Genomic DNA, 15,795 nt, shown 5'->3' on the forward strand with positions numbered 1-15,795 from the left:
GTACGTGCCGCCAGGGCCAGGTTGTAGACCTTCCGCACGCACCCGAACGTGCGCGACAGCTCTGCCGCCTGCGCATCGGTCGGATAGAAGCGGTATTTGAACGCCCGCTTCACGTGTGTGGTCTTCACGTTCGTTATCCCATCAGTTTGTGACGGCGGCGGGTAGTTGGAGGTGGACGCCCGGTCCGCCCTGGCGGCGAACCGGCTTTCCCTGCCCTGCTCCGCAGGAGCTTCGTTTCCTCCCCGTCCTGAAGGAGCGGTATCCACGAAGGAGACCCGATGACCAGCCATGACCAGCGATGACCAGCGATGACCAGTGGTCGGGGGCCATGGTCCGAGGTTGCCCTGTGGCATTGCTTTCGCATTTCCCAGCATGGCACTTTGCGCGATGCTCGGCCAGGGGATGCCGGAAACGAAGGTCGGAATGTTCGAGGCGAACGTTTTGACAGTTCCCCATGAAACGGTCATAGCGGAATGCATTTTCGCCATCTGCCCGGCGAATCGGACAGGACGGAGCGGCTCGTCGTATGCATCCATTCACAAAGGTCGTCGCAGGGATATGCGATGAGGACGTTTCCACGCTCGTCCTCGAACCGGACGAGCAGGCGCCGGCCAGGGCGCGGCGGTTCGTCGCCGAGCGCTTCGCAGCATGGGAGGTCACCGACGACCACAACGGGCAGGTCATCGTCTCCGAGCTGGTCACGAACGCGCTGCTTCACGGAGAGGGCCCGATCGTCCTCCGGGTGTTCCGGGACGAGCGCGACAGCCTGCCCACGATCGAGGTCTGGGACGGCGGCGCGGGGCGGCCGGTCGTCCGGCAGGAGAGCCTCACGGCCATCGGCGGGCGCGGACTGCTGATGGTGGCCGCTCTCGCACTCGACTGGGGGACGCGGCCGCTGGTGGAGGGAGGGAAGCTCACGTGGGCGAAGTGCGGGCTGTAGCCGCCCTTGCCGAACGCCACCTGCTGCGCTGGCGGACCCGCCGGGGCCACGAGACGGCCGCGCGGTACCTGGACGAGCTGGCCGCCGTCCTGGCTCCGCAGGGCTGGAGGTTCGTGAAGTTCTACCGGCGTGAGGAGTTCCCCGTACCGGTTCCGCTGCTGTGGATCCACGCGAGGGGGACCAAGGACGTCGGCATCGTGGTGAGCGTCCTCGCGACCCCGGGAGGCACCTGGGCCTACCACGACGCCCAGCGGGGGCGGCACGGCTACCTGTGCCCGTGCGGCGACGTCAGGAAGGCGGCCGCGCAGATCGACCGCCTCCTCAAACACCGCCTCTTCCCCTCCACCTGGTGACGGCCTCACTCGGCGGCGCGCCGGACACGCGTTCTATCGTGTTTTGTCGAAGGCGTCCTAGTCTGTCCCCGTGGTTGACTCCCTCCCCCTTGAGCCCGTCCCCAGCGGCTCGGTCGAGTTGAGGCTGCTGTCCGGGGTCGCGTGCCGGGGGCGGGACGTCACGAGCCCGCGCCTGCGCAGCCTGCTCGCGCTCCTGGCGGACGAGCCTCGGGCGGGCGTCTCCGTCGTCCGGCTGTTGGAGGGGCTGTGGCCGGAGGAGCGGCCGGAGAACCCGGTGAAGGCGCTCCAGGTCGTGGTCTCCCGGGCGAGGTCGCAGCTGGGCACGGACGTCATCGCCAGCATGCCGACCGGGTACCGCCTCGGCTTGGACGAGTCCGCGGTGGACGCCTCCGCCGTGCTGCTCGCCGCGTCCGCGAGCGCGCGGAGTTCCCGCGACGGCGACCACGCGGGTGCGCTCGCCCACGCGGAGGACGGGCTGGCGCTCTGGGACGGGCCGCCCGAGCCGGACGACGGTGACGATCCGCTGTCCGTCCTGCGCGGGAACCGGGCCTCGACCTACTGGACGCTGACCCGCGCACGCGCTCTGGCCCTGGCGCGCCTAGGTCGGCACGCAGAAGGCTTCGAGGCGCTCAACGGTGTCGCCCGGGACCGTCCGCACGACGAGGAGGTGCTCGCGGAGCTGCTGCGCTGCGAGGCCGCGACGGCGGGTCCATCGGCCGCGCTGGCGCGGTACGAGTCCTACCGGCGCTCGCTGCGGGACGATCTCGGCACCGATCCGGGAAGCGCGCTCCAGAGCGTCCAGCAGGAGTTGCTCCGGGACGAGGCGCCCGCCGTCCGGCGCGGCGTGGCGCACGAGCCGAACCAGCTGCTCGGCCGGGACGGGGACCTCGCCGCCGTCCTGGGCCTGCTGCGCACCTCCCGCGTCACCTCGATCGTCGGGGCGGGCGGGCTGGGCAAGACGCGGCTGGCGAACGCCGTCGCGCGGGAGGCTCCGGAGCGGGCGGTGCACTACGTTCCCCTCGCCGGAGTCGCGCGGGACGAGGACGTCGCGGGCGAGGTCGCGTCCGTCCTCGGGGTGGGCGAGTCGCCGCGGGCCCGCGGCCGCCTCGGCGGGCCGGGCGACCTGGCCTCGGCGATCGCCGAGGTGCTCGGGCCCGGCTCCGCCCTGCTCGTGCTGGACAACTGCGAGCACGTCGTGGAGGGCGCCGCCGACCTCGCGGGCGCACTGGTGTCGACGACCCGGGACCTGCGGATCCTGACCACGAGCCGCGCGCCGCTCGGGCTGTCGTCGGAGTCGGTGTACCCGCTGCCCGCGCTGGACCCGCCGACCTCCGCCGAGCTGTTCCGCCGGCGCGCGCACGCGGCGCGTCCGGGTGTGGAACTGCCGCCCGGCCCGGTGGAGGAACTGTGCCGCCACCTGGACGGGCTGCCCCTCGCGATCGAACTGGCGGCGGCACGCGTCCGGGTCATGTCCGCGGCCGAGATCGCCCGCGGTCTGGACGACCGGTTCGCCCTGCTGCGCGGCAACGCGCGCGACGCGCCGTCCCGGCACCGGACCATGCACGCGGTCGTGGACTGGAGCTGGAACCTGCTCTCCCCGTCCGGGCGGCAGGCCATGCGGCTGCTGTCGGTCTTCCCGGCCGGTTTCACCGCGGCGGCGGCGCGCCACGTCCTGGGCGGCGGCGACACGCTGGAGATCCTTCAGGACCTCGTGGACCAGTCCCTTCTGGAACCGGCCGAGGGCGGTCCCGAGACCCGGTTCCGGATGCTGGAGAGCGTCCGGGAGTTCAGCGCGGGCCATCGGGAGGTGGAAGGGGAGACGGACCGCGCCGTGAGCGGCATGCTCGCCTGGGCGCGGGAGTTCGGCGCGGCGCACCACGAGGCGCTGTTCGGCACCGAGCCGTTCGCGGCCGCGGAGCGCGTGCGGGTCGAGCAGGACAACCTCCAGCAGGCGCTGCGCCACGGCCTCGCCCGCCGGGACGGCCCGGCCGTCGCGGCGGTGACCGCCCTCCTCGGCGGTGCCTGGACGCTGGAGGCGGCCTACAGCCGGCTGACCGTCCTGGCAGAGGAGACGGCCGGGCTCCTGAGCCGCCTGCGCCCCGCCCCGGAGGACCTTGAGGTCACGCGGGCGGCGCTGTCCCTCAACGTCCTCGCGACGGGCCTGCTCAAGGGACCGCAGGCGACCCGCGCGCTCGTCGCGCTGCGCCGCCTCCCGCCCGCGCCGCCGACCGGTCTCGTCTCCGCGCTGGCGACGGTGCTGGCCGCCCTGCCGGAGATCCTCGCCCCCGGCGGCTCCGTCCTGGACGAGATGTGCTCCCGGGACGATCCGCTCGTCGCCGCCCTCGCGAACTGCGCCGCCGGATACGTGCGGGAACGCGACGGCGACGTGGCCGGGGCGCTCGCGGCGACCGAGGCCATGCTCGAGAAGACCTGCGAGCCGGACATCCCGTGGTGCCGGCTGCTCGCCCATTCCCGCCTCAGCGAACTGCTGATGCAACTCGACCAGGCCGACCGGGCCCTGCACCATCTGCGGATATCGCTGGGGCTGCTGGAGCGGTACAGGTGGCCTGACATGTTCGGGCTGATGTGGGCCATCGCGTCGGGCCACCTCGCGCTCGGCGAGTACGACGAGGCCGAGCGGTGGCTCGACCGGTCGCTCGTCCAGGGGCCGGAGGAGTCCTTCGGCACGGCCGCCTTCTACCTGGGAGCCCGTGCGGAGATCGCCCTCGGCCGCGGCGACGCCGACGCCGGTCTGCGCCTCTGGCGGGAGGCGGTGGAGCGGCTCGCGGCCGAGGAGGGCCCGATGCCGCACACCGGCCTCGACCCGTGGACGGTGGAGGCCCACTGCGTCACCGCCGTCGCGCACGCCCGGCACGGCCGCGTCGCCCTCGTCGAGGACATCGTCACCGGCCTCCTCCCCAGACTGGCGACCCTGGTCGACGGTCCGCCGTTCCCGATGCCCGCGTTCTACATGGACCTGCCCGTCTGCGGCGGGCTGCTGCTCGCGCTGGCCATGGTCGACCTCGCCCGTCCCGATGCCGCCCAGACCGCCCGGACGCGGGCCGCCCGCGCGATCGCGCTGGCGCAGCGCCTCCACCACATCCGCTCCTTCCAGTCGACCATGTCCACGGCGGCGATCAGCCGCGCCGCGCTGGACGCCGACGGGCCGGCGTACCACGACGCGGTGTCGGAGTACGCCGGCCTGGGCCGTGCGGAACTGCTGGCCGCCGCCCGCGGACTCGCGCGCGAGTACACGGCGGGCTGAGCGGCGAGGCGCCGGGCTAGCGGGGCGCCTTGCGGTCGAACAGCACCTTGGAGAACGCGTAGCCGGCGACGGCGAGGCCGACGCACCAGGCGACGGAGACCGCCGCGTCCCGCCCGCTCGGCGTGCCCGCCAGCAGCCCGCGCAGCGTCTCGATCATCGGGGTGAACGGCTGGTACTCGGCGAACCACCGGACCCCGGCCGGCATCGACTGCGGTGGGACGATCGTGCTGCCGACGAACGGAAGGAACTGGATGATCAGCGGCGTGTTGCTCGCGCCCTCGGGGTTCTTCGCGAGCAGCCCGAGCGTGACGGCGACCCAGGTCAGCGCGAACGTGAGGAGCAGCAGCAGGCCGGCGGCCGCGAGCCAGTCCGCCGCCCCGGCGCTCGTCCGGAAGCCCATCGCGACCGCGACGAGCACGACGGCGGCGGTGCTGACCACCGTCTGGATCATGCTGCCCACGACGTGCCCGGTCAGCAGCGACGACCGCGAGATCGCCATCGTCCGGAACCGGTCGACGATGCCCTCGGTCATGTCGACGCACACCGAGACCGACGTCGCCATGCATCCGGACGCGATGGCCATGAGGATGATGCCCGGCGCGACGTACTGGATGTAGTCGCCCTTGGCCGCGCCGCCGACGCCTTCGCCGAGCGCGTTGCCGAACACGCCGACGAACAGCAGCAGGATCATGATCGGCATCATCATCCCGCCGATCGTCAGGGACGGGTAGCGCAGCGCGTGCCGCAGGTTGCGGCGCAGCATCGTCGCGGAGTCGGCCGCCGCGTGCGTGAGCGTGGTCATCGCGAGGTCACCTTCTCGTCGGTCCTGCCGGACGTGCGGGTCGTGTGGGTCCTGCCGGTGAGGGCGAGGAAGACGTCGTCCAGATCGGGAGTGTGGACGGACAGCTCGCCGACCTCGATCGAGGCCTCCTCCAGCCGTCCGAGCAGCGCCCGCAGGGAGGCGACGCCGCCGTCCCCGGGCACCTGCAGGGCGAGCGCGTCGTCGTCCCGCGTCACCGGGCCGAGCGTCCGCGCCGCCGCGTCGAGCGACGCCTGGTCCGAGAACCTCAGCCGGACGTGGCCGCCGGGGACGAGCCGCTTCAGCTCGTCCGAGGTCCCCTCGGCGACGAGCCGGCCGCCGTCGAGGACCGCGATCCTGTCGGCGAGGTGGTCGGCCTCCTCCAGGTACTGCGTCGTCAGGAAGACCGTCACGCCGCCCCTGACCAGCTCGCGGATGATCTCCCACATGGTCCGGCGGCTGCGCGGGTCGAGCCCGGTCGTCGGCTCGTCCAGGAAGATGATCTGCGGGTCGCCGATCAGCGTCATCGCGATGTCGAGCCGCCGCCGCATCCCGCCCGAGTATGTGGCGGCCGTCCGGTCCGCCGCCTCCACCAGGTCGAAGCGCTCCAGCAGCTCGGCGGCGGCCCGGCGCCCGCCGGCCTTGCCGAGCCGGTGCAGGTCCGCCATGAGGATCAGGTTCTCCCGGCCCGTCAGCAGCCCGTCCACCGCCGAGTACTGGCCGGTCACGCCGATCGCCCGGCGCACCCCGTCCGGGTCCCGTCCGAGGTCCCGGCCCGCCACGCTGACCTCGCCGCCGTCCGCGGGGATCAGCGTGGACAGGATCCGCACCACCGTCGTCTTCCCCGCCCCGTTGGGGCCGAGCAGGGAGAAGACCGTCCCGCGCGGGACCTCGAAGTCGACCCCGCCGAGGACGGTCTTGCCCCCGAACGCCTTCCGCAGCCCGGTCACCTGGATGGCCGTCTGCCGTGCCTCGATGTTCATGCCCCGAAGCGTGCGCGCCCCTGGCTTCAGACCGCTTTCAACCGGCTTTCAGCCCCGGCTCCGAGCCCTTCAGGGGCTGAAACTCACCAGGTCAGGGGCAGGGTCTCCAGGCCGAGGACGAGGCTGGCGTGCTCGACCGGCCGGGCGTCCGCTGCGATGCGGTAGTCGGGGATGCGGGCGTGCCACTCGCGCAGCGCGATCTGGAGTTCGAGCCGGGCGAGGTGGGAGCCGAGGCAGCGGTGCGGTCCCGCGCCGAAGGCCAGGTGCCGGGCCGGCGCCCGGTCGATGTCGACGGCGGAGGCGGCGGGAACGGCGCGCGGATCTCGGGTCGCCATGGCGGTCGGGAGCATGACCATGTCGCCCGCCTTCATGGGGCAGCCGTGGATCTCGACGTCGCGGGTGAGCTTGCGGGCGGGCAGGACGGGCGCGTAGACGCGCAGGAACTCCTCGATCGCGTCGGGGATGACCTCCGGGTCGCCGGCCATGCGCGCGCGGTCGGCGTCGTCGCGCGCCAGATGCCAGAAGATGTAGGAGAGCTGCGCGGCGACGGTGTCGAGGCCGGCGAGGAACAGCAGCACGCAGAGTTCGAGCAGCTCCTCGTCGGTGACGGGCCGGCCGTCCACGGTGAACCCGGTCGCGGCACTGATCAGGTCCTCGCGCGGACGGGTGCGGCGGTCCTGGATGAGCTCGGTGAGGCAGGCCGTCAGCGCCGCCATGGCCGCGCCCCGTCCTCCGGTGGAGGGAGGCGAGTGGAGGATGGCGTGCTCCCACTCGAGGAACTCCTCCAGCCGCTCGGTGGGCAGGCCCACCAGCTCCAGGAAGATCGCGGTGGGGTAGAGCCGGGCGAAGTCGGTGACGAAGTCGCACGATCCCCGGTACGCGAAGCCGTCGATCAGCGCGGCGCAGTGCCGGGTGATCCGGTCCCGCAGGACGGCGGCGGCGACGGGGGTGAAGAACGGCCGGAGTAACCGCCGCCACGTCGTGTGCAGCGGCGGGTCCAGCATGACGGGGATCCACTGGTGCGCCGGGTCGGGGTCGCTGACGGCGATCGCACGGCTGGAGAACGTCTCCGGGTCCTGGAAGGCCGCGAGGATGTCGTCGTACCGGGTCAGCACCCAGAACCCGCGCCCCGCCGTGCTGCGGAACGCCGGACGCGCCTCGCGCAACTCGTCCATCCGCGCGTGGGACGCCCCGGCGGGGTACGGCCCGGCGAACGGATCGAACTCCACGCGCGGCCCGCCCTCCCCGCTCTGCCCTGTCAGGTCCTGCACGATGGCCTCCTCACCTGCACGCGGGGCGGTCCGCACCGCCGCCTCCCCGCTGGATTCAGTTGTGGCTCGTTGGCCAGGATGACACGAGTCCCGGAGCCGGGCGCGGGGTCGAGGGCCCCCGTCAGGCGGGCTCTGCGAGCCGTCGCAGATCAACCCGCCGGTGCTACTCGGCGGTCCGGAGGGTCGGCGCCCGCCGGACGAGGGTCGTGGTGAGGAAGACGGCCAGGAGGGCGGCGATCAGGAGCAGGATTCCCGGGACGCCCACGGTCGGGGCGGCGAGGGTCACGAGGAGGACCAGGAGGGCCGTGGCGACGAGGAGCGCGGGATGCGCGCTCATGCGCCCCATCGGAGCGTGCAGCACCCAGAGCATTACCAGGACGACGGCGACGGGGACGGTGACGGAGGCGGCCACCAGCCGCGGACCTGCCTCGGCGTGATGGGCGAACGAGGCCACCGCCGTCTCCAGCCCGGCGCCGATGGCGGCGAGCGCGGCGAAGAAGACGTAGTGGCCGTACCCCCACAGGAAGCGCAGGTCGCGGCGCCGCCACAGGCCCTCCCCGGCCGGTTCGAGGTAGTAGATCCACCAGAGCGCGAACAGGATGGCGAGGCCCGCGAGGGCGATCGTGATCAGCTCGCCGCTGACCCCGTGGGCCACGGACTGCTGCACCGCGTCGGTGGAGGCGAACACGCTCTCGCCCAGCAGGATGATCGTGAACAGCCCGTACCGTTCGGCGATGTGGTGCGGGTGCCAGGCCGTCCCGCGCCGCCGCTCGGCGAGCGGCGGCACGGACAGGTCGAGCGCCGCGAGCACGAAGAACACCCACGTCGGGCCCTGGTCCGGCAGGCCGAGCCGCGCCACCCAGAACACCTGGGCGACCGACAGGCCGACCGCGTACCGCAGGGCCGTGGCGCGGCCCTCGGGGTCCTCGGCGGCCGCGCGCAGCCAGAGGGCGACCAGGCCGACGCGCATGACGAGGTAGCCCATGGTCATGGTGGTGACGTCGCCGTCGAACGCGGAGGGCACCCCGGCCGCCAGGACGAGGACGCCCGCCAGCTGCACGAACGCCATGAGCCGGTACGGGACGTCGTCGGTGTCGTAGGCGGAGGCGAACCACGTGAAGTTCATCCACACCCACCAGATCGCGAAGAACGTCATCAGGTAGGGCGTGAAGGAGCCGCCGAGGCGGCCGCTCTCGATCGCGCCGCCCAGGCGTCCGACGGTCTGGAACACCGCGGCGACGAACGTCAGGTCGAACAGCAGCTCCAGCGGGCTGGAGACGCGGTGCGGCTCGTCGGGGTCGCGGGCGACCATGCGGCGGCGTAGCGGCGGCATGGCGATCACTCTACGGGGTCGATCATCGCCCCAGAGTGACGCTCCGTCCGCGGTCAGAGGAAGGCGGGGCCCCGGCGCAGCAGGGTCTCGTACAGCATGTGCTGGACGTTCTCGCGGACGTGGTCGGTGAGCTCGAAGACCGTCATGGGGTCGTCGGCGGCGTCCTCGTCGTACTCGTCCAGCGTCATCGGCTCGCCGAAGCGGATCACCCACTTGGACGGGAGCGGGATGAGGCCGGCGGGACCGAGCAGCGGGAACGTCGGGGTGACCGGGAAGTACGGGAGGCCGAGCAGGCGGGCCAGCGGGCGCAGGTCGGCGATCTTGGGGTAGATCTCCTCGGCGCCGACGATGGCGCACGGCACGATCGGGACCCCGGCGCGCAGCGCGGTGCCGACGAAGCCGCCGCGGCCGAAGCGCTGGAGCTTGTAGCGCTCGGAGAAGGGCTTGCCGACGCCCTTGTAGCCCTCGGGGAAGACGCCGACGAGCTCGCCCTTGGACAGCAGGCGGGCGGCGTCGGCATGGCAGGCGAGCGTGTGGCCGGCCTTGCGCGACAGATGCCCGAGCAGGGGGATCTGGTAGACGAGGTCGGCGCCGAGGAGGCGGACCTGCCGGTCGGCGTGGTCGTGCAGGGCCACCGACAGCATCAGCGCGTCGAGGGGGATCGTCCCGGAGTGGTTGGCGACGAGGAGGGCGCCGCCGGTCGGGATGTTCTCCAGGCCGTCGATCTCGACGCGGAACCAGTGCTCGTAGAGGGCGCGGGCGAGAGGCAGGAGGACGGCGGAGTTGAACTCGGGGTCGAAGCCGAACTCGTCGACCTCGTACTCGCCGGACAGCCTGCGCCGCAGGAACGCCAGGCCGGAGGCCAGCGCCCGTTCGAACTGGCCCGGTTCGGCCGGATCCTTGCCGGGCGCCTCCCCGCCGGGCTCGCCCCCGCGCGGGCCGTCCCCTCCGGGGGCGTCGTCGCGGACCGCGGGGAGCCGGATGACCTGCGCGCCCTCGTCGTCCCCGGAGTGAGCGTCCATCGTCATCTCGGCTCTCCTTTCAGGCGCGTCCCGAACGGCTCAGGCCCGTCCCAGCAAGGCCGTCAGGCCGCCCCGGACGAAGCCCCGGGCGGCGGCGAAGTCGGCGAAGGCGGCCTCGGAGCTGTACTTCGGGTGCCAGGCCAGCTCCCGCTCCAGTGCCGTGGTGTCGATGACCCGGCCGTACGTCAGCCAGCGCAGCAGCTCCGGGGAGAAGCCGGACAGGCCCGCGAAGCGGCGCCCCATGTCGCCGAGCACCGAGATGGACGGCGCCGGGACCGGCAGGTAGGGCCGCCCCGCGCGGCGCAGGGCCTGCGACAGCAGCAGCACGCCGTCCCCGGCGACGTTGTAGCAGCCGGGGTGGTCCTCGACCGTCATGCGCCGCAGCACCTCGACGCCGTCGTCCTCGTGGACGAACTGCAGCCGCGGGTCGAACCCGAGCACGGTCGGGACGACCGGCAGGCGCAGGTACCTGGTGAGCGGCGAGTCGACGCCCGGGCCGAGGAAGTTCGCGAACCGCAGCACCGACACGGCCAGGTCGGAGCGCCGCCGCATCAGCCCGCGGACGTACCCCTCGACCTCGACGGCGTCCTTGGCGTAGCCGCTCCTGGGCGGCTCGACGGGCTCGTCCCGCTCGGTGAAGACGGCCGGGTCCATCGGGGACGAGCCGTACACCGCCGCCGACGACCGGACGACGAGCTTGCGCATGTCGGGCGAGCGCTGGCAGGCCGCGAGGAGCTGCATCGTCCCGATGACGTTCAGCTCCTTGACCTTCGCCCGCGGCACCGACGAGGAGGTCACCAGGTTGAGGTGCACCACCGTGTCCACCGCCGCCGACGCGATGATCTTCGCGATGCCGGGCGTGCGGATGTCGACCCGGACGAACTCGGTGCGGCCGAGCGACTCCGCCGGCGGCACCGTGTCCACCCCGATGACACGCTCGATGCCCGGGTCGGCTTGCAACGTGTTCGCGACCCGCGCCCCCAGGAAACGGGAGACGCCCGTGACGAGGACGACACGGGCCGCGGCGGCGGGCATGGAGGACACTGGGCCCTACCCCTTCACGGCTGGACGGCCGGTGCGGTCACTTCTTGTTGCGGCGCTGGATGCGCGTCTTCTTCAGCAGCTTGCGGTGCTTCTTCTTGGCCATCCTCTTGCGGCGCTTCTTGATGACAGAGCCCACGGAACCTCGCTCGGCGTATCGGGTGATGTGCAGGAGACGGGCGTGCCGCAGGAGAGCGACTCTCGATGAGCGGGCACGGTCCGAGGCCCCAGGGTACCGCTGCGGCGGTGGAGATCATGCCGCGGCCTGCCCCGCGGCCCCGGAAAGGCGGGTACGGACGGCGGCCGGCACCGCGCGTAGCACGGCGCCGGGCACCGTTCCGTCCGGGCGGGCGTGGCCGCCGGCCAACGCCCGTCCGCTCGGTGTCCGGACCGTTCTGCCGGTCCTCGTCCTGCTTCCCCAGCTTCGGGACGGTCCCTCGGGACCCTCCCGACGCCCCCTGCACGGCCGGGTACTGAGTTCGCGGCGGGGTCATGCCCCGCCCCTACCCGTTATCCGGCTTCGATGTACGCGTCGCGCAGGTAATCGTGGACGGCCTGCTCGGGAACCCGGAACGAGCGGCCCACGCGGATCGCGGGAAGCTCGCCCGAGTGGACGAGACGGTAGACGGTCATCTTGGACACCCGCATCACCGCCGCCACTTCGGCCACGGTCAGGAACCTGACCTCGCTCAGAGGTCGCTCGCCTGAGGTCATCGGACGCCCTCTTCCACACGTGCCGCGCACCGGCCCTTCGGGTGACTTTGATCACGCACGTGTACTTCCTCCAGCGTAAATCGCGTACCGGCAGTCGCAAGAGGGGAGTTCCGCACATTTCCGTCTCCGACCTGACCGTGGGGATACAGTGCTGATTCCCTACGGAGCGTGGAGCTGACGGCACCGCACGTGCCAGGACGAACGGTTGTCAACCGGAACCACGGATTGACCTGCGGTTTCGCAGCGTCCGACGGCTCCCGGCAAGCCCATGCGCCTCGTTACGGCAGCCCTGTCACACGCCGTGACAGGCGAGCGGTCGCCACCCAGGCGTCCCCCCGGAGTAAGCCTCCGGCACCGGCGGTCAGCCGGCCGGGCGCAGGCCCGCGCGATCGAGGATGTACGCGGTCAGCGGCGCGTAGTGGTGCGCGGAGACCCCGTCGTCGAGCGGGACGACCACGTCGATCTTGCCCTCCGCGGCCCCGGCGAACAGCGCCGGGTCGTTACAGTCCGCGAACCCGACGGTGTCGATGCCCGCCTGCCCGGCGGCCCCGGCCCAGCCGTGGTCGGCGATGGCCAGATCCGGCCAGATATCGGGTTTAGCTTCCCCGGTCTCCCGAAAACCGGTAGTGGCGGCCTCGGAACCGGCGGCGGCGAGCTCCCTGAGCATGGCCTCCATCGGGTGCGGATCGTGCGTGTGGTGCGTGCGGAGGTCCTCGCCCTCCAGCATCGCGACGCCGGGGTCGGCGTACACGAGGCGGCGCAGCTCCGCGCCGCCGTACCCGGTCTCCACCTCGTAGGTCCAGCCGGCGGCGGGCGTCAGCACCCGGCAGCCCGCCTCCCGCAGAGCCCGCGCGACCGCCTGGTACAGCGGCGTCAGCGTGGCCGGATGGCCGGTCGCGACGACCACGCACTCCTTGCGGCGGGCGGCGAGGCCGATGCGCTCCCCCATCGCCTCGAGGGTGTCGAGCGTGATCTCGGGATCGATCGTGTCGTCCCCGTAGATGTGCCTCGGGTCGGGGTCGACGCCGCACCGCTCGACCATCATCTCCAGCACGGAGCGCTCCGTCCACGACGGCTTCAGCTCCAGGCCGAACTGGTAGTACGGGTCGCCGTTGGCCATCCGCCGGAAGTGCAGCAGGTTGTTCTGGCGCGGCGTGGCCACGTCGCCGGCGATCATCGTCCGGACCAGGTGGGCGCGCAGCTCCTCCCTGGTGGGCACGGGCTTGTCGGGCACCCGGTTCTCGGGCACGGCGTTCTCGGGCACGGCGTTTTCAGGCACGGGGGTCATCGGGTCCCTGGGCGGAGGTCGTGAGCGGGGTTCACTCGTCGGTCATGGGGTCGAGGCCGTGCTCGGGGAACACCGCCCGGCGGGTCGCCAGGATCGCCTGGTCCACCGGGTTCCCGGGATCGTAGCCGTCCCCCCACCTGCTGACCTCCACCGTCTCCGTGCCGTCCGTCATGCGGCGCGGGGCGATCTCCTCGGTCCGCTGCCGGACGAACTCGCGCCAGTCGTCCGGCGTCGCGGTGGCCGGCGGGATCGGGCCGCCCGCCGCCTCGGCCAGCAGGTGCGTCCACGCCCGCGGGACGACCTGGACCAGCTCGTAGCCGCCGCCCCCGGTGAGGACCCACCGCCCGCCCGCCGTCTCGTGCGCCAGCCGGTGCAGCATCGCGTAGGCCGTCCGCTGCCCGTCCACGCTGAGGATCAGGTGGGCCAGCGGGTCCAGCGCGTGGCCGTCGGCGCCCTGCTGGGTGACGAGGACATCCGGGCGGAACCGGCGCAGCAGCGGCGGCACGATCGCCTCGAACGCGCGCAGCCACGGCCGGTCGCCGGTGCCGGGCGGCAGGGAGATGTTGACCGAGGTGCCGTCCACGCCGGTCTCGTCCGGGAATCCGGTGCCGGGGAACAGCGTCCGCGGCGTCTCGTGCAGGCTGATCGTCAGCACGCGCGGGTCGTCGTAGAAGGCGGCCTGGACGCCGTCGCCGTGGTGGACGTCGATGTCGACGTAGGCGACGCGCTCGGCGCCGTTCTCCAGCAGCCACGCGATCGCGATCGCCGGGTCGTTGTAGACGCAGAACCCGCTGGCGGCGTCGCTCAGCGCGTGGTGCAGGCCGCCGGAGATGTTCGCGCCGTGCTCGGCGCGGCCGGTCCACACCGCCTCGGCGGCGGCCACCGACGCGCCCGCGACCAGGGCCGACGCCTCGTGCATGCCGAGGAACACCGGGTTGTCGGGCGTCCCGAGGCCGTGGCCGAGTTCCGGCAGCCCGGTGGCCCCGGCGTGCTTGACCGCCGCGATGTAGGACTCCTCGTGGACGAGCCGGAGCAGCTTGTCGTCCGCCGCCGCGAACTCCGAGACCCGAACGTTCGGGCGGTCCAGGACGCCGAGCCCGCGGGCGAGCGCCATCGTCAGCTCGACCCGCACGGGGTTCATGGGGTGCCCGGGGCCGAAGTCGTAGGAGATGAGCCGCTCGTCCCAGAAGATCTCCAGCCCGCAGTCCTCGGGACCGGCGGACTGGGACGAATCGGAACTGCTCATGACCTCACGGTATCGCGAGGGCCACGTGACCCGGCTCACCGCACCCGCACCGCGGACGCGCGGGGCGGCCCGGCGGGGGCCGCCGCCCGCAACACACCTGTGACGTGAATTACACGGAGGAAACGGGCATACCTACACCAGACAGATATCTCCTACGGGGGGGTAAATGGACGACGGCCCCAGCGTTCGCAGCCGCGCGATCAGCAATGCGCTCCGCCTGGGCGTTCGTCCTTTCCTGCACTACCTCCCCGGCCACGCCACCAGCATCCGAACCGCGCGCTCGACGGTGGACGCCGCGTCCCTGCTGCTGCGGCACAGCCCGCACGTGCGGGTCGAGTCCCTGAACGATCCGCTGCCGGACGACGAGGACGGCCGCCCGATCAGGGGCGAATGGATCGTTCCGCGGGCTCCCTCCGAGAAGCACACCGCCGAGGAGCACGCGGCCGAGAAGCGCGAGGCGCGAAAGCGGGCCGCCGAGGAGCACGCCCCCGGCGCCGTCCTCTACCTGCACGGCGGCGGCTACGTCGTCTGCTCGCCGCGCACGCACCGCCCGATCACCTCGCGGCTCGCGCTGGACACGGGCCTGCCCGTCCTCGCGCCGCGGTACCGGCTCGCGCCCGAGCACCCGTTCCCGGCGCCGCTGGAGGACGCCGTCGCCGCCTACCGCTGGCTGCTCGCGCGGGGCGTTCCGGCGTCCGGCATCGTCCTCGCGGGCGACTCGGCGGGCGGGCACCTGTCCGCCGCGCTTACTGGCGAACTGTGCCGCCAGGGCCTGCCGAGCCCGGCCGGGCTCATGCTGTTCTCCCCGTGGGTCGACCTGACCTGCGAGCTGTCCATGGGGGCGCAGAGCCGCGCCCGCGACCCCTACATCAGCGCGGCGTCCGCGCGCCGGATCGCCCGCCTCGTCGTCGGGCCGACCGGGTTCGAGGACCCGCGGCTGGCCCTGCTCACGTGCGCCTGGACCGAGATGCCGCCCGTCCTCATCCAGGTCGGCGGCGCCGAGGTGCTGCGCACCGAGGCCGAGGCGTTCGCCGACGCCCTGCGCCGCGCCGGCGCCCACTGCGACCTGCAGATCTGGAAGGGGCAGATGCACGTCTTCCAGATCCTGAACCGCGTGCTTCCGGAGGCGAGCGCCGCCATGCGGGAGGCCGCCCACTTCGTCCGGACGGTCACGGGCAGGCCGGTGAAGCGGACCAAGGCCGGGAAGCGGACGAAGGCCGCCTAGCCCCGGCCGTCCTTCCGCTTCTCCAGGAGCCCGGCCAGCAGGGCCGCGGCGTGGTCGGCCATGAAGCGCGGGACCCGTGCCTTGAGGAGCGCCCTGTGCAGTGCGGACGCCGGGAACGGCATCTCGCCCGGACCCTCGCGCCGTTCTTCCATCCCGGCCCCCATTCCAAGATCAACTGGATGGTAGCCGGGCAGGATCGGGCATGCCGCCGAAACCAAGATCTTTTCCCACGCCCCGCGCAGGCTCCATCACGCTGAGTCCACACCTCGCGGCGTCGCTCCGCATGCTTTTCGCCCAACGGGCGATAACGGGTCC

Annotated in this window: 16 protein-coding genes; 4 read left to right on the forward strand and 12 right to left on the reverse strand. The window is 72.7% G+C overall.

What is annotated here, in order from left to right; all coding sequences use genetic code 11:
- On the reverse strand, positions 1-467 hold a 467-nt coding region (locus ABWI07_RS15200; protein ID WP_353818910.1), incomplete at its 3' end, for a helix-turn-helix domain-containing protein.
- A 59-nt stretch (positions 468-526) separates the two neighbouring features.
- On the opposite strand from ABWI07_RS15200, the gene ABWI07_RS15205 reads away from it, so the two are divergent.
- From ABWI07_RS15205 to ABWI07_RS15215, 3 genes are all read left to right on the forward strand, one after another.
- On the forward strand, positions 527-940 hold the full coding sequence (locus tag ABWI07_RS15205; RefSeq protein WP_353818911.1) for an ATP-binding protein: 414 nt from the start codon (positions 527-529) through the stop codon (positions 938-940).
- Positions 928-1,293, forward strand: a complete 366-nt coding sequence (locus tag ABWI07_RS15210; RefSeq protein WP_353818912.1) for a hypothetical protein — start codon at positions 928-930, stop codon at positions 1,291-1,293. Before ABWI07_RS15205 ends, ABWI07_RS15210 begins: the two co-directional genes overlap by 13 nt.
- A gap of 70 nt (positions 1,294-1,363) precedes the next feature.
- Positions 1,364-4,558, forward strand: coding sequence for an ATP-binding protein (locus tag ABWI07_RS15215; RefSeq protein ID WP_353818913.1), 3,195 nt, complete (start codon positions 1,364-1,366; stop codon positions 4,556-4,558).
- 16 nt (positions 4,559-4,574) lie between these two features.
- Here the strand turns inward: ABWI07_RS15215 and ABWI07_RS15220 are convergent, their stop codons facing one another.
- From ABWI07_RS15220 to ABWI07_RS15265, 10 genes are all read right to left on the reverse strand, one after another.
- Complete coding sequence (locus ABWI07_RS15220; RefSeq protein WP_353818914.1) at positions 4,575-5,360, reverse strand: ABC transporter permease; 786 nt, start codon at positions 5,358-5,360, stop codon at positions 4,575-4,577.
- Entirely contained in the window at positions 5,357-6,340 is a 984-nt protein-coding gene (locus ABWI07_RS15225; RefSeq protein ID WP_353818915.1) for an ATP-binding cassette domain-containing protein, read from the reverse strand. Before ABWI07_RS15225 ends, ABWI07_RS15220 begins: the two co-directional genes overlap by 4 nt.
- Positions 6,341-6,423: 83 nt before the next feature.
- Positions 6,424-7,611, reverse strand: a complete 1,188-nt coding sequence (locus ABWI07_RS15230) for a cytochrome P450 (protein ID WP_353818916.1) — start codon at positions 7,609-7,611, stop codon at positions 6,424-6,426.
- A 163-nt stretch (positions 7,612-7,774) separates the two neighbouring features.
- Positions 7,775-8,944: a low temperature requirement protein A gene (locus ABWI07_RS15235; protein ID WP_353818917.1), complete on the reverse strand. Its 1,170-nt coding sequence runs from the start codon at positions 8,942-8,944 to the stop codon at positions 7,775-7,777.
- A gap of 53 nt (positions 8,945-8,997) precedes the next feature.
- Complete coding sequence (locus ABWI07_RS15240) at positions 8,998-9,972, reverse strand: lysophospholipid acyltransferase family protein (protein ID WP_375708331.1); 975 nt, start codon at positions 9,970-9,972, stop codon at positions 8,998-9,000.
- Positions 9,973-10,005: 33 nt separating this feature from the next.
- A complete protein-coding gene (locus tag ABWI07_RS15245) occupies positions 10,006-11,001 on the reverse strand; it encodes an NAD-dependent epimerase/dehydratase family protein (RefSeq protein ID WP_149260149.1) in 996 nt (331 codons plus the stop codon).
- 46 nt (positions 11,002-11,047) lie between these two features.
- Positions 11,048-11,146, reverse strand: a complete 99-nt coding sequence (locus tag ABWI07_RS15250; RefSeq protein WP_018654693.1) for a 30S ribosomal protein bS22 — start codon at positions 11,144-11,146, stop codon at positions 11,048-11,050.
- A gap of 371 nt (positions 11,147-11,517) precedes the next feature.
- The gene (locus ABWI07_RS15255; protein ID WP_021591693.1) at positions 11,518-11,721 is read right to left on the reverse strand and encodes a helix-turn-helix domain-containing protein; all 204 of its coding nucleotides are present in this window, start codon (positions 11,719-11,721) and stop codon (positions 11,518-11,520) included.
- 361 nt (positions 11,722-12,082) lie between these two features.
- Positions 12,083-12,940, reverse strand: coding sequence for a phosphatase (locus ABWI07_RS15260; protein WP_268843255.1), 858 nt, complete (start codon positions 12,938-12,940; stop codon positions 12,083-12,085).
- A gap of 100 nt (positions 12,941-13,040) precedes the next feature.
- Positions 13,041-14,255, reverse strand: a complete 1,215-nt coding sequence (locus ABWI07_RS15265; RefSeq protein WP_353818918.1) for an acetoin utilization protein AcuC — start codon at positions 14,253-14,255, stop codon at positions 13,041-13,043.
- A 166-nt stretch (positions 14,256-14,421) separates the two neighbouring features.
- On the opposite strand from ABWI07_RS15265, the gene ABWI07_RS15270 reads away from it, so the two are divergent.
- The gene (locus ABWI07_RS15270) at positions 14,422-15,480 is read left to right on the forward strand and encodes an alpha/beta hydrolase (RefSeq protein WP_353818919.1); all 1,059 of its coding nucleotides are present in this window, start codon (positions 14,422-14,424) and stop codon (positions 15,478-15,480) included.
- On the opposite strand, the gene ABWI07_RS15275 is transcribed toward ABWI07_RS15270, so the two are convergent.
- Positions 15,477-15,632, reverse strand: coding sequence for a hypothetical protein (locus ABWI07_RS15275; protein ID WP_353818920.1), 156 nt, complete (start codon positions 15,630-15,632; stop codon positions 15,477-15,479). The genes ABWI07_RS15270 and ABWI07_RS15275 overlap by 4 nt on opposite strands.
- Positions 15,633-15,795 lie beyond the last annotated feature (163 nt).

It is taken from the genome of Actinomadura sp. NPDC000600 (assembly GCF_040492135.1).
Classification (GTDB): Bacteria; Actinomycetota; Actinomycetes; order Streptosporangiales; family Streptosporangiaceae; genus Spirillospora.

Coding starts and splice junctions, on each gene's coding strand:
- ABWI07_RS15205 (WP_353818911.1), top strand. CDS start 527: ATGCATCCATTCACAAAGGTCGTCGCAGGGATATGCGATGAGGACGTT.
- ABWI07_RS15220 (WP_353818914.1), bottom strand. CDS start 5,360: ATGACCACGCTCACGCACGCGGCGGCCGACTCCGCGACGATGCTGCGC.
- ABWI07_RS15225 (WP_353818915.1), bottom strand. CDS start 6,340: ATGAACATCGAGGCACGGCAGACGGCCATCCAGGTGACCGGGCTGCGG.
- ABWI07_RS15235 (WP_353818917.1), bottom strand. CDS start 8,944: ATGCCGCCGCTACGCCGCCGCATGGTCGCCCGCGACCCCGACGAGCCG.
- ABWI07_RS15240 (WP_375708331.1), bottom strand. CDS start 9,972: ATGACGATGGACGCTCACTCCGGGGACGACGAGGGCGCGCAGGTCATC.
- ABWI07_RS15245 (WP_149260149.1), bottom strand. CDS start 11,001: ATGCCCGCCGCCGCGGCCCGTGTCGTCCTCGTCACGGGCGTCTCCCGT.
- ABWI07_RS15255 (WP_021591693.1), bottom strand. CDS start 11,721: ATGACCTCAGGCGAGCGACCTCTGAGCGAGGTCAGGTTCCTGACCGTG.
- ABWI07_RS15265 (WP_353818918.1), bottom strand. CDS start 14,255: ATGAGCAGTTCCGATTCGTCCCAGTCCGCCGGTCCCGAGGACTGCGGG.
- ABWI07_RS15270 (WP_353818919.1), top strand. CDS start 14,422: ATGGACGACGGCCCCAGCGTTCGCAGCCGCGCGATCAGCAATGCGCTC.
- ABWI07_RS15275 (WP_353818920.1), bottom strand. CDS start 15,632: ATGGAAGAACGGCGCGAGGGTCCGGGCGAGATGCCGTTCCCGGCGTCC.